Origin of the sequence: Acetobacter indonesiensis, from assembly GCF_000963945.1 — a bacterium.
GTDB classification, from domain to species: Bacteria; Pseudomonadota; Alphaproteobacteria; order Acetobacterales; family Acetobacteraceae; genus Acetobacter; species Acetobacter indonesiensis.
This window is the reverse complement of the sequence record NZ_BAMW01000038.1, coordinates 37,713-50,903: the sequence shown is the minus strand read 5'-3', so window position 1 is coordinate 50,903 and position 13,191 is coordinate 37,713. Positions and strand designations below refer to the sequence as shown.

General features: G+C 52.2%; 10 protein-coding genes and 1 pseudogene. 5 read left to right on the top strand and 6 right to left on the bottom strand.

Annotation, left to right across the window (positions count from 1 at the left end; translation table 11 throughout):
* Positions 1-547, top strand: a pseudogene (locus Abin_RS10030) (trifunctional transcriptional regulator/proline dehydrogenase/L-glutamate gamma-semialdehyde dehydrogenase); the annotation flags it as partial.
* Positions 548-690: 143 nt separating this feature from the next.
* Here Abin_RS10030 and Abin_RS10025 read toward each other — a convergent pair.
* On the bottom strand, positions 691-1,230 hold the full coding sequence (locus Abin_RS10025; protein ID WP_048846497.1) for a GlcG/HbpS family heme-binding protein: 540 nt from the start codon (positions 1,228-1,230) through the stop codon (positions 691-693).
* 238 nt (positions 1,231-1,468) lie between these two features.
* On the opposite strand from Abin_RS10025, the gene Abin_RS10020 reads away from it, so the two are divergent.
* Positions 1,469-2,152 carry a YoaK family protein gene (locus Abin_RS10020; RefSeq protein WP_048846495.1) on the top strand — a complete coding sequence of 228 codons (684 nt, stop codon included), beginning with the start codon at positions 1,469-1,471 and terminating at the stop codon, positions 2,150-2,152.
* A 260-nt stretch (positions 2,153-2,412) separates the two neighbouring features.
* On the opposite strand, the gene Abin_RS10015 is transcribed toward Abin_RS10020, so the two are convergent.
* Entirely contained in the window at positions 2,413-3,771 is a 1,359-nt protein-coding gene (locus tag Abin_RS10015; RefSeq protein ID WP_048846493.1) for an amino acid permease, read from the bottom strand.
* Between the two features lie 86 nt (positions 3,772-3,857).
* Entirely contained in the window at positions 3,858-5,384 is a 1,527-nt protein-coding gene (locus tag Abin_RS10010; RefSeq protein ID WP_048846491.1) for an alginate export family protein, read from the bottom strand.
* Positions 5,385-6,238: 854 nt separating this feature from the next.
* Here Abin_RS10010 and poxB point away from each other — a divergent pair.
* Positions 6,239-7,975: a ubiquinone-dependent pyruvate dehydrogenase gene (gene poxB / locus Abin_RS10005; RefSeq protein WP_048846489.1), complete on the top strand. Its 1,737-nt coding sequence runs from the start codon at positions 6,239-6,241 to the stop codon at positions 7,973-7,975.
* Between the two features lie 620 nt (positions 7,976-8,595).
* On the opposite strand, the gene Abin_RS10000 is transcribed toward poxB, so the two are convergent.
* Positions 8,596-9,288: a recombinase family protein gene (locus Abin_RS10000; protein WP_048846487.1), complete on the bottom strand. Its 693-nt coding sequence runs from the start codon at positions 9,286-9,288 to the stop codon at positions 8,596-8,598.
* Positions 9,289-10,248: 960 nt separating this feature from the next.
* On the opposite strand from Abin_RS10000, the gene Abin_RS09995 reads away from it, so the two are divergent.
* Positions 10,249-10,710 (top strand): hypothetical protein, encoded by a 462-nt coding sequence (locus tag Abin_RS09995; RefSeq protein ID WP_084593586.1) that lies wholly within the window; start codon positions 10,249-10,251, stop codon positions 10,708-10,710.
* A 32-nt stretch (positions 10,711-10,742) separates the two neighbouring features.
* Here Abin_RS09995 and Abin_RS15865 read toward each other — a convergent pair whose 3' ends face one another.
* On the bottom strand, positions 10,743-11,015 hold the full coding sequence (locus tag Abin_RS15865; RefSeq protein ID WP_258027424.1) for a hypothetical protein: 273 nt from the start codon (positions 11,013-11,015) through the stop codon (positions 10,743-10,745).
* On the opposite strand from Abin_RS15865, the gene Abin_RS15860 reads away from it, so the two are divergent.
* Complete coding sequence (locus Abin_RS15860) at positions 10,917-11,351, top strand: HNH endonuclease (protein ID WP_373321497.1); 435 nt, start codon at positions 10,917-10,919, stop codon at positions 11,349-11,351. The two genes, Abin_RS15865 and Abin_RS15860, sit on opposite strands and share 99 nt — an antisense overlap.
* Positions 11,352-11,559: 208 nt before the next feature.
* On the opposite strand, the gene Abin_RS09985 is transcribed toward Abin_RS15860, so the two are convergent.
* The gene (locus Abin_RS09985; RefSeq protein ID WP_146867700.1) at positions 11,560-13,188 is read right to left on the bottom strand and encodes a DUF6538 domain-containing protein; all 1,629 of its coding nucleotides are present in this window, start codon (positions 13,186-13,188) and stop codon (positions 11,560-11,562) included.
* Between the last annotated feature and the right edge of the window lie 3 nt (positions 13,189-13,191).

Below are 13,191 nucleotides of genomic sequence, written 5' to 3'. Positions count from 1 at the left end.
CACACTGCCCCCCGCCATGGCCGCATGGACGGACTGGCTGCTAAGCAAAGGGGAAAGCACAGCAGCCAAAACGGCCTCTGCACTAGGCAGTCAGTCTATGGTTGGGGGGGAAATTACGCTGCCCGGCCCTGTGGGGGAGAAAAATCACTATAAACTCACACCCCGCGGCAATGTGCTGTGCATCCCGGCTACAAAATCTGGGTTGTATGATCAGATTTCTTTGTCTCTTGTCGGTGGCAATACTGCTCTTATTCTGGCGGATGCCTCTATTTCAGGGTGGTATATCGGCTTGCCCGATGCGGTGCGATCCAAAGTAAAGCTTGTTGCTAGCGCAACGGCAGAACCGTGTGCAATCATGCTCAGCGAACGTGATGATGCCGCCTTTGCTGCTGCCCGTCAGGCATTGGCTACCAGCAATCAGCCTATTGTTTCCGCATGGATTACGGGCACCACGCTTCCATCTGTTGAGTGTGTTCTTGAAGAACAGTCTTGTAGCATCAACACCACAGCAGCTGGTGGCAATGCCAGCCTGATGACGCTTGGATAGCATTTACCGCCCCTAGTCAGGGCGCGGGACAGGTCCTTTCTTCCTCTTTGATGACAGATAGGTTTAGCGGCGACGATAGTACAGCTTACATTGCGGCCAACAGGAAACACTCGAGCGACGGGTGTTTCCTGCCGCACTCTCTCTTATTGAAAATCTGCCTGAAATTTCTTTACCGCTGCCAAGGCACAGGCTTCATCCTTGTCTCCCCCCGGCGCGCCTGAGACGCCCAGACCACCCAGAACGGTTGTGCCAGACGCCGTACGCAAGGTAACCCCGCCGGGTACAAACAGAACTTCTGGTATGGTGTTCAGCGCTCCGTTGGCTGGTCCTGTTACTTTGGCCGCGATCAGTTCACTGGTCGTGTTTTTGTTGAACGCCAGACCATAAGAATAGGCCGTGTAAGCTTTCCGATACGACACAGACAAGGACTGCAACGGCACAGTATCGCCTTTGATGACAACCTGTTGATGCCCCGTGGTATCAACCACTGTCGCGGTAACGGAATATCCTTGGGCCTGACACACACGCACAGCCTCTGCCGCAAGATGTTCGGCTGTAGACCAATCAAGCTTCTGCAAGGAGACAATGTGACTTTGCGCTTTAGCAGAGCAAATACTCACACCAGCACCCAGCACTGCGATGCACAGCAGGCGCTGAACCCTTTTTATTTGCCGGTACGTCATGATTTTTTCTCCCCTACAGCAAATTCAGTAAAAACTGGGTAGCAATGACTGTCACAGCAAATCAAAAAAGAAAGAGCCATAAAACCTGTTTTTATAGAAACCGTTTTATGCGTGAAAACACTCTAACCCTAGCTGTGCGTCAGCCCCATAGGAGCCTTGAGCCTGACACCACACAAAAATGTTAAAAGATGATATGAGACGCCCCTCAGATTTAACCCCACCCACTTCAGGAGAAACCATGAACACCCGCGTAGGTCATGACCCCAGACTGGTTGCCGCCATTATTTTGGTGACCATGGCCATGGGGATGCTGGATGCAATCTCTCTGCTGCATCTGAAAATCTTCGCGGGTTACATGACTGCCACCATTCTGCTGATGGCCGTGCATATTGCCACATCTGAAACCGTGGTGCTTTCCGGCTTTGAAGCCATCGGGCTGTACTTACTGGGGGCGGTAACAGGTGGCCGCCTGACACGCCGGGACCGCACCACCCGCTACGCTGTGGGCGATATTCTGCTGCGTGTTGGTCTGCTGGTTGGGCTGACGGCACTGGTGTGGGCAGCCAACCCTCCGGGCCGCACCTACATCACACTTGGGCTTCTTGCTTTTGCCATGGGCATGCAGACCTCAGCCACCCGGCACGCCAAAGTGGCGGATATGAGCCTGCCTGCCGCAACCATGCTGTTGCATGGGTTGGCACATAACAGCAGCATTGCGGGGGGCTCAAATCCTGGCACATCCCGACGGCTGGCGGCCATTGGCAGTCTTTTTGTGGGGGCTGTTATTGGCACGCTGGTATCCAGCCATAGTGTGTCCGTTGCCATTGCCGTCGCTGGCACGACTATTCTGTCAGCCGGGACACTGCTTTACCTGCGTGAACACGGCTTACTGATGCGTCTGGACCGCCTGACCATTCATTAAGGCTAACCTATCCGCACGATGCGGCCTTTGATGCCAGAGAGAAGTGTTCATCATAGGATGTCGGCGACCCACCTTATTTGCAGGAACGGCGATTTACTCGGCCACCAACATCATAGCCTTACTTCGCTGGCTGAGCACATACGATGCCCGGAAACAAATTAGTGAATGCTGGATTTTCTAAATAAAATGGGGCCTAGCAGCCCCATTTTTTTACGCTCAAAACACTATAGCAGCCTCACCTAATAAGAGACTAAGCCCTTTTAAGACCGGCGTGCAGAGCGCACGGACGCGACTGCATACACGGCAATAGATGTGCCAATGCTGGCAATGGCGGTCATTCGCTCGCCGGGGTTTAGCACCATTGCGACAAACACCAGCACCACCGCACCCAGCGCCACATAATTGCAGATTGGGAAGAACGGCAGATTATAGCCTTTTTCTTCGGCCATACCGTCTGCTGCCTTACGGGCTTTCAGATACGCCGCAACAATCATCGAATAGACCACAAGAATAACACCGCCACTGCAACTCAGCAGAAAAGCGAAAATGGTGTCTGGTGCCAGAATGGAAGAAAACGCCACCAGCGTGCCAACAACGCTGCTGATGACAATGGCAAGCCGAGGCGCATCTGTTGTTGATTCCCGTACCAATGCGGCAGGCGCATCCCCACTGGCTGCCAGTTCTGTCAGGATGCGCGACGTAATATACATGCTGGAATTCAGGCAGGACAGAATGGCGCTCAGCACCACAATGCGCATCAGCAGCCCTGCCCCCGGAATACCCATGGCATCCATAGCCGTCACAAACGGCGAACGACCGGGCACAATGCTTGTCCATGGCACAACCATCAGAATCATGGCGACTGATGCCAGATAAAACAATGTTACCCGGGTGCCGATGCTGCGTGTCACGCGCGCAACATTCTTGCCGGGTTCAGGAGATTCCGCAGCGGCAACCGTCGCAATCTCTGATCCCATCATGGTGAACAGAATGGTGGGAATAATCGACAAAACCGCAACAAAACCGTGCGGGAAAAAGCCGCCATGCCCGATAAAGTTCTGCACTGGCGCAATACCCGGCCCGAACAGATGCACGACGTACAGCACCGCGACCATAATGAAGGCAAGAATGCTGACCACCTTAATGAGCGAAAGCCAGAACTCACATTCACCAAACACACGGGGGGCGGCAAAATTAATCAGCTTGAGCACCACAATCAGACTAATCGCCAACACCCAGACCGGCAGGCCGATCCAGTCACGCAGCAGAATGGCCCCGGCAATGGCTTCACTACCCAGCACGACCACCCAGAAAAACCAGTAAAGCCACCCGGCGGTAAAACCAGCACGGTCTCCGCAAGACGCACGGATATATTCGACAAAGGAACCTCGGCCTGGATCTGCCACCACCATTTCGCCCAGCATCCGCATGACAAGGATAACCAGTGCCCCCACGGCCAGAAACGCCAATAGCACTGCGGGGCCAGTCGCCGCTATTGCCGCACCACTGCCAACAAACAGGCCAGCACCAATGACTCCACCCAGAGCGATCATCGCGATATGACGATTACGAAGGCCCGCTGTGGGGGTGGTTGCTACGGCACTGTCTTGTTCAGCCATTTACATGGTGTCCTTCCGTGTTGTTGCTCGACCGGATTATTAACCATCCGCAAGCAGTTTGAAAGTTCCCGCAGGGTGTCCGCCCCTTAGAAATGTTTGAAAAAATACACCTCGATAATTCCGGCATGGCGGCCAATATCGGGTATCGGGTAACCACCAGGAACCCCGGAATGTGCCAAAGCACGCCCCGACGGGCCGGAAAATGCCACACCACCTGCCAGAGACGCAGAGGTTGTCGCATTCAGGGCGTATTCAGCCGTGGCGTCCAGTTCGTTCGAAATATGACGTCCGACTGATTTCAGCCCGAAGCCTGACGGATGCACCAAAGAGAGGTCATAATAATGCAACCCGAGTTTCAGGCTGTCCTCTTTGTTCAGCAAATGGACTGGGGGCGTAGCTGTCAGGTCAAGCTGATGAATTTCAAGGTCAGACAGCGGGGCCAGATACATGCCCACAATTTCACCGGGCCAGTATCCCCCATAACAATAACGCTTTCCGTCATAGAGGAAAAAATTGTCGTAGCTGCGCTTTACGGTGCCATTCGGGTTCTTGTTTCCCCCGTAGCGGGTGTAGCGATAAAAAATCTGTGGTTGCCATGGCAGCATTGTAAACCGATAACCGGGTTCAAAATACATGCCGTAGGCTTCTACAGATTTATATCCGTTCCCAGCATGACTGTTCTGTTCGGAAACAAAGCTGCCGTAAAACGTGAAGTTTTTTGAAATTCCCAGAGGCTTTACCGGAAAAAGCGTCCCACCCCAACTAACTGAAGCGACATTCATGCCATCACGATCACCCCGGTATGAGTAGTCGTAATGCGCTGAAGTATCTGCGTCACGCACATGAAAATATGTCAGCGTTATATAGGCAGACCGGTCAGCATAGGTGTTTTCACCATGACCTCCCGGGATATTGCGAAACCAGCTTATATCAAAACCGACAAATTTGGTTTTGGGCCGGTCATACCCTCGGTCCAGATCATTATCGACGTTGTTTTCAAGCATGAAAATATCCGCACGGACTGGATTTCCCTCCAGTTTGATCACCCCAGGCCCGGAAAAAGCAAAACGAGGAGCATACCACCATGCACCACGACTACCCGCACTGTAGGTGCCCTTGCCAATCAGAAAGCCATCATCAACAGCAAACGCCTGACGGCCACCCAGCACCGTCACCTGCTGACGGTTTCCTGCCAGATGCACAGGCAGCGTGATGCCGATATTAGCTTCTTCAAGATAAACAGACCGAGGTGTGCCAGATGTCTGCGAGACTTCCTGCGCGTCCCCATGCCCTAATGTAGCAGCCCCCAAAGCAGAGGCCTTGCCAATAACGGCGTATCCCTGCCCCAAATCCCACCGCCCGGACAGAATGGGTTTGCCGTAAAGTTCTCCGTAAGATGGGCTTTGCGCTCGGCTATATCGCCCATCAGAACGGGGTGCGTATGACCCTGCACCAAAATTGACGTTGGGCAGATAGAACGCTGACCCACCAATATCCAATCCACCTTCAATGGTGACATTCCTGACAGATACCAGTGTTTTTTCAGCCTGTGCGGCTGACGACAGATAGACGGAACAGCACGTCAGAAAAATGGAGCAGACAAAGCGACGCATGGCAGATCAACAGCACTCGGCACGCCGCAAAACACAGTACATGGACATCAAAAGCCCTCTCCTTCAAACAAGGGGGCCAAAGTGTCCGCAATGATGGCTACCACGCAGCCCCCAAAGGCTAGCCAAGAGATGGCGTTGGCCAACCCTCACCAAGCTTTCCATGACAGTGGCAGACCGTCAGACTTTTTGACCCTGAGCCATACGGCCCATAGCGTTCCGAGACCCAGATAATCTCGAATATGTTATAAAATTTACATTATAATATAATATTTTCAACCCTGTTTCTTTTCATAAATTATCATTCCAATTCTTTATTTGACTATATTGTTTCTGAAATCACAAAAAGAGATACTTTTCGTTTCACTTCCATAACTGTGCTTATGGAAGCGAATAAATGGCAGAAAACCGCTAATTTTTGCGTTTCCTAGTTATACTACCTTAATTACTAAAAAATAGCATGGCTGATCTGTAAAAAGCAAAAAACCAATTGTTTATTTTTATGAACACAAAAACGTGAATTCAATAAAATTTAGAGAACAACAAACTTTCCCCTCCAATTAAATCAACTTATAACAATGTACTACTATTGTTATAACGGAAGTTGGCTGAGTCAAAAATTTTGAGAGAGAGCTTAAAGGTCGTTCTTTAACCTAAACACCGCAAAAATAGTCTTCTATCGCTATATAAGTATTCCAATATCAAAATGAAATAATGCAGCACTGGCTCACGCTGTCCTGCATTTCCCCTTTCTGCCACTGTATGGCCTCCCCCTCGCAGCACGCAAAGGGGAACTTCCATGCAGCAGTGCGCTTTTGCTTCCATAGGCTCCTTCCCTGACATGAGGACAGATTACTATGGCCAAGCCAAATGTTGCAGATATCCTTGTACAAACTCTGGAAAAAGCCGGAGTTAATGCCATTTATGGCGTCGTGGGTGATAGCCTGAATGGCATTACTGACAGCCTGCTGAAGCGTAAGACCATCCGGTGGGTGCATGTGCGGCATGAAGAAGTAGCCGCCTTTGCGGCCGCGGGTGAAGCGCATGTTACCGGGAAACTTGCGGTTTGTGCAGGGTCATGCGGCCCGGGAAACATGCATCTGATTAACGGATTATATGATGCTCACCGATCCCGTGTGCCGGTGCTGGCCATTGCCGCCCAGATTCCCAGCCCGGAAATAGGATCAGGCTATTTTCAGGAAACCAGACCTGAAGCGCTGTTTCGGGAATGTAGCCACTACTGCGAAACCATATCCTCGCCCGAACAAGCGCCGCGTGTTGTTGAAGCCGCCATCCGTGCCGCTGTTGGGCAGAAAGGGGTCGCAGTCATTGCCATTCCGGGTGACGTTGCACTGAAAGCGGCTGTTAACACTGTCATTTCGGAAAAACTGGCACTTTTGCCCAAAGACCCGATTAGTGTGCCGCCGGCAGAAGAACTGGTCGAGTTGGCTGAGCTTCTGAAAAGTGGCAAGCGCATTACCATTCTGGCAGGACGCGGATGTGCCGGAGCCCACGCCCAACTGATCCAGGTTGCAGAAGCACTCAAGGCCCCGATCGTGCATGCGTTGGGTGGCAAAGAACACGTCGAATACGATAACCCTTATGACGTTGGCATGACCGGCTTAATCGGTTTTTCTTCCGGGTATCATTCATTACTGGCAGCCGATGTTGTTCTGATGCTTGGAACAGACTTCCCCTACCGTCAGTTTTACCCGGAAGACGCTAAAATTGCGCAGATCGACATCCGGCCACAGCAATTGGGGCGGCGTTGCCCGTTGGCACTTGGGCTAGTGGGAGATATTAAAAACACGCTTGTCGCCCTGCTGCCTCATCTTCCTGCTAAAACTGATAGATCGCATCTGGATAAATGTCTGGATCTTTACACTAAAGCCCGTCAGGGGCTGGATGATCTGGCAACTGGCGGCAACAAAAAGCCCATTCACCCTCAATACCTGACACGCCTTATCGACAAAGCCGCCACGGATGATGCCATTTTCACGGCAGATGTCGGCACACCAACAGTCTGGGCCGCCCGTTACCTGACAATGAACGGACGTAGACGCCTGATGGGATCATTTGTGCATGGCTCCATGGCCAATGCGTTACCGCAGGCTATCGGCGCACAAGTGGCGCAGCCTAACCGACAGGTTATAAGCCTGTCTGGGGATGGCGGGTTCACCATGTTAATGGGCGATCTTCTGACACTTGTTCAGGAAAAATTGCCCGTAAAACTTATTATTTACAACAATGGCACCCTCGGTTTCGTGGCCATGGAAATGAAAGCCGCGGGGTATCTTGAAACCGGGGTTAGCCTTCAAAACCCTGATTTCGCAGCCATGTGTCGGGCAATCGGTATCCACGCTGTACGGGCTGAAAACCCGGCGGATCTTCCCGCCGCCGTTGAGAATATCCTCAACCATCCCGGCCCCGCAGTGCTTGATGCTGTTACAAACACGCAGGAACTGGCTATCCCGCCTAAAATAGAAAAAGCACAGATTACCGGCTTTAGTCTTTACGCGTTGAAAGCCATCATGAACGGCCGAGGGGACGAAATTATAGACGTCGCCAAAACCAATATTCCGTTCCTTCGCTAAAAACACTCACACTGACTGGCTGCCGCAACATGGCACCCAGTCAGTGCTTGCATCTGCCTGACACCGTTGCGTTTAACATCGGCACGGAAAGCCTCGGATGTAGCCACACGGCACTCGCAGCTCTTTTCTTGTCTGTCGTTTTAAGAAAAATAACTGCGCTCTGTCTAAGGTCTGGCTTGGTGCCCAAAACCTTCGTTCTGTCTTCCTGACGGCATCTGGGAATAGTGAAGCGCGCAGATCATGCCGCGGCTCCTGTAGTTAAACTCCACACCGCAGCGTTCTTTATAGCACCCTCCGCGCTTTAAGCGTCATGAAAGCACGACCTCTAAACCACCAGCAGCACGACATTCGGTTGCTTTTCGCAACGCGTCATAAGCCATTATTTCATTGGGAAAATTGCAGTTGGAGCGGATGAGGGGATGAGGGGATCTCAAGCCACTCAACAGAACCCGCAGAAAACAGCCATTTATGGGCCAAATCTGTAACGTTTTTAGCTCTGCACATGTGCGACTGTAAGGTCGGTCACATCCAATAAGGGTAAAAGCTATCATCTGCTTATTTGAGGAACAATCCCTTTTCATTGTTGTTTGTTTAGAGACCACAAACCAATAGGGAGTCCGTTATTTATCTTGATGGCTTATGAGAGAAAGAACCCGAGAAACACCTGCCGCTGTCCAGTCTCCACCACCGCGTGCCGTCTTGATGCCTTGCTCTTCCAGCCGTGCTGCCACCTGACGGAGTGACAATCCAGCAGCAGACAATTCCTGCACCAATGGCCCAACGTCTTCAGCAAAGGCTCTGGCGGATTTCCTGCGGGCCTCTGATGCCGCCTGTGTGCCTGCTGCATGATCGACCACAGGGCCGCCACGATAACCGCCCAGCACAACGCCACGAGCCTTTGCAGCAGCCAGTGCCGCCTTTGTGCGGGCAGAGATAGCTTCACGCTCCTGCTGGGCCACAAGGGCCATGATGCCAACTGTCAGTCTGTTTGCTTGCGGCATATCAGCGGCCACAAACTCAACACCAGCCTTTTCCAGACCAATTAGAAAATGGGCATCACGGGACAGACGGTCCAGCTTTGCTATCAGCAGCACCGAGCCAGTCAGCCTGCAACGCTTCATGGCTTGTGCCAGTTTGGGCCGGTCATTCTTCTTGCCACTTTCCACTTCCACAAACTCTGCCAGCACTTCTGCGTCTGCTGTGGTCGCATAGTCCTGCACGGCCCTCCGTTGTGCTTCCAGACCCAGCCCTGATTGTCCTTGGCGCTGTGTGCTGACTCGAAGATATGTGACAAAGCGGGTCTTCTTGTTCACGGGGCCGGTCCTGTTTCATCATCTGCAACGCTGGTTGTCTGGTGACGATACAAGGGAGCCGGAGGGAATGACCATACACAATCAGGAATCAGAGGGATTCTGAAAGCGCATAGATTCCGTCAGCTTTGTTCAGCAGCATTGAACGCCAGAAGCGCATAGCTTCGCCCAGAACAGCAGCTACCCGCAGAGACTCAAGGAAGCCCGCACAGCATACCTTCATCCTTTCCGGCACAACTGCACCAGCAGGAAAGCAGAAGCTAACCAGCGGGCTTCTGTGAGTCTCTTTTCGCGGCTGGGTCCCATTGCCGGTCCCTAGATTTCAAATTGGCTCAGGATTTCCAATTTCAGAATGAGGGTTAAAGCTGGCCCCGCTGGCGGTGTTGGACATTTTCACGAACAGCCATGTCTTTGTGTTGCCTCAGTGCCATCTTTGAGGGCTGGGGAGGTATCCGGTCTCGGCATCTGGAGGGTTGCATATAGAAGTATTGTGGCCCTGATGCGGGCGGACAAGACAATTCCGTAATCTCCCTGATATAATCAGCAAACTATCAAAATGATAGTGGTATTCACGGACCTATAGAAGAGGGCCTAAGGTATCCTGCAAGGTGCTTTCACGGCGTTAAGTCTGCTGTAAGTGTGCCTTGATTTAATTCAGCAACTCTGACCCACATAACCAAGCCATGTGATAATGTTGTCAGGTAGCGATAATGCTCATGCACGATAATGCCAGACCAGCACTGGCAGGTGCCTGCATGGCGTAAAGGCCCAGAAAGACTGCTGACCACAATAAACTGATGATTGATATTATTTGGTCTGAATAAACAAGACCAGTTTCAAGACCACCGAGCAGATACCTGTGAAGCAATCACCGTAGGTCAGTCTCACAGATGGCCTGCTCTTCTATAACTTAAGAGGATCATTTTCCTGTTTAAGTAGAATTAGGGCGTGACAGTGTCTGAGATGGCATCCGATCAAAGTCTGTGGTTGTCTGACGGTGTTTCCGGCCCGTTACCATCTGAAGAAACAACCAGACGCCTGCTGATTCATCACGGCTGGCTGGAACTGGCTCCATACGGTCGAACCCAATCACGCTCACTAGCAACTGAGAAAACGGTAAAAGGTGGCTACGGGCAGAATATCGATCCATCTGGAAAACACAGCATCCGGTTGAGCGGAGGGGCAAGGAGTTTTCCCTTCCCTGTCTTCTGGAAAGAGCGTTTGCCAGAAGTGGCGGCATCTCTCGGATGGCCGAAGATCATAAGTAGTGTGTCAGATTTTAAGTGGAAGCAGGAACGCCTGTCATGGCTTCTGAATGACTACGCTTATCTCCCAACTCCTGCCCTGTCTGAACTCTCAGGCATGGGAACAGCAACAGTAAAGCGGGCAAAGGCGGCAATGGCCCCGTCCGCATCTATCCATTGAATCGAGAAAACAACATGCCAAGACAAACAACATCAGTCATCGACAGACTGGAAAGCAAACTGAAAGAAACCCCAGCGCCCTACGGCCTGCAAAGTCCCTGCCAGACCTTTCAAGGCACAAAGCTTAATACTGGTCACGGTGCTATCTGGCACAACGGAACAATGGAGTGTGCCCACAGGGTCGCGTGGGAAGCCAAGCATGGCCCTATCCCGATTGATCAGGAAACTGGCAAGCCTTTCGTCATTCTCCACCTCTGTGACAATGCTGCTTGCTGCAATGTTGATCACATGGAGCTTGGAACCCAAAGAGAGAACATGCAAGACAGCATCGCTAAGGGCAGGCATAGAAGACCAGCCGCTACCACGAACAAGCTGAACCGGGCTGTGGAACTGTCAGATGCAGGAAAAACCGCAGCGGCTATGGCTGACGAACTGAAGATCAGCGAAGACGAAGTGGGACGCCTGCTAGCTTTCCATGCTCAAGATGCCAGCCTCTATGCAGCCGAGAAGATCACCCTTGGTCCTGATGCAGCAGAGGAAATGAGGCGCTATCGGCTAACAGGTGATTATAAAGCCATTGTCTCAGTTCTGGGCATGATGAACGAAGCACGGCACATTGATCAACTTGACCTGTGCGTCTGAGGGCCGTTAGGCGCGGCTGAGGGCCAAGATGCGGGCTTGTTCCGCTCATTCTCAGGCCGTTAGTCGATAGATTATCCGTTCTCTAAAAACTAGATCGACCAGAAGCGCCCACAAGACGCCACAAAGAAGCCCACATAGACTCTTCCAGACCTTTCCGGCCCAATCCAGAAGCCCACCCGGAGGGAGCAGGAAGGCTCTGTGTGGGCTTTCAGTTAGGCCGCTCAAGCACTCTCAGGGCTTCTTTCACTCGCTCAGGCACCCCTTTGTCCACCATGCCAAGAATGGCGTCCGAATAGAGCGACCATTCAAACTGTTTTGCCGCATATGTGTTGGCTGCAAGTCTGGTGGATGTATGTCCGATAAGACGATCATGCACTGTGGACGTGCAAGCTGCTGCGCCATTAGCCAAAGCTGTTTCCATGAACGTGGCAAAGCATCGTCTTGTGCTGTGAAAGTCAGTGCCGCTGCCCTCTTCACCCAACACGGCTTTACGATAACGCAGGAAGTGCTTGGAAAAACCCCAGCCCAACTTGCTGTCTTCCCCTCCGGGCTTCAATTCCGGGAATAAGAGAGCGTCTGGTTCACCTGTGCCCTTGGCGGCTTTCAATCTTCTCTCAATAATTGGTCTGACCAGAGGATGAAGGGGAATTGTCCTGACTGAATTGTCCGTCTTTGCCACGTCTCTGGTTATCGAAATGCCCCAAAGAATCTCTCCCGGGTTATCAGGCACAACCACACGGCCAACGGTGAGGCTGCAAAGTTCATTCTGCCTTGCCCCAGTCATCAACCCCAGCCGGAACACGTCATGGATTGTCCGGGCCATCCGTGGGTCTCGGCTGTTTGGCTCACCTGTCAGCAGGGCTATGATTTCAGCATCCGTGAATGGCCGCTTCTCGGCACCATTCTCAATCTCTTTCTTCGCCAGCTTCTTCAGCCCACCGGACATTCCCACCCAAGGATTGCTCTCTGCTTCCCCTGCGTCCACCAGCCACGTCCAGAAAGACCGCATGGAAGACAGATAAGAGTTAATGGTGTTTGCACCCTTACCCTTTTCTTCCAGCCATTCACGGAAGCGCCGAGCCAGTTTCTTATCCACATTCTGCATTGAATACGATCTGAAAACTGTATCAGGCAGGCTATTCTTGCTTCCTGATGAACTCACCAGATATTCACCCAGAACGCCCAGAACACGCTGGTGCCTGTTTATTAGCCCATTGGATAATCTCAGCCGTTTCTGACTGGAAAGCCAACGGTCAGCCAGTGGCCCAAGAGGCGTGTGGGTGCCGTCCACAACCCCCATGACTGTCTGGAAATAGCGTTGGCCTTCAGCCGGAGGGAGTTTGTCTGCTGCTTCCAGAACAAGGTCAGTCACAACCGACCGAACATGCTCCCTTTCGCTATTTGGCCCACCCTCAGCGACCGTGCCGGGAACAATACCCTCTGCTGGGTCGTAATCATCCGAAGCCTGCTCAATCTGCTGACGGTAATGCTGCCCAGTCTCAACGGCTTTCTCTGGTGTGGCCCACCAATCGGGCATTAAATCACCATGCAACGGCGCAAAGCCAATCTCTATTAGCTTGTCATTCACCTGATTACGGATAACCTCAAGCGCAGCATCACGCCGTTTCAGGGCTTCCCGGTAATCGCGGGTTTGCAGAGTGCGGACAATTTCAGTCTTCTTGCCATTCTTGGCGCGAAGCACATGCCCCACGTCTTCCACTCGGTCTTCTGGCACATTGAAGCGGACGTAATAAGTGCCGCCCCGTTTCAGCATGTTCCGCATGTCTTTCGCACCCTCGCTGGCATCGAAAGATGTAACGCTGGACCTGTAACGCACGGT

Excerpts from the sequence above, each read along its gene's own strand:
- Abin_RS10025 (WP_048846497.1), bottom strand. The coding sequence starts at position 1,230 with ATGACGTACCGGCAAATAAAAAGGGTTCAGCGCCTGCTGTGCATCGCA.
- Abin_RS10020 (WP_048846495.1), top strand. The coding sequence starts at position 1,469 with ATGAACACCCGCGTAGGTCATGACCCCAGACTGGTTGCCGCCATTATT.
- Abin_RS10015 (WP_048846493.1), bottom strand. The coding sequence starts at position 3,771 with ATGGCTGAACAAGACAGTGCCGTAGCAACCACCCCCACAGCGGGCCTT.
- Abin_RS10010 (WP_048846491.1), bottom strand. The coding sequence starts at position 5,384 with ATGCGTCGCTTTGTCTGCTCCATTTTTCTGACGTGCTGTTCCGTCTAT.
- poxB (WP_048846489.1), top strand. The coding sequence starts at position 6,239 with ATGGCCAAGCCAAATGTTGCAGATATCCTTGTACAAACTCTGGAAAAA.
- Abin_RS09995 (WP_084593586.1), top strand. The coding sequence starts at position 10,249 with ATGGCATCCGATCAAAGTCTGTGGTTGTCTGACGGTGTTTCCGGCCCG.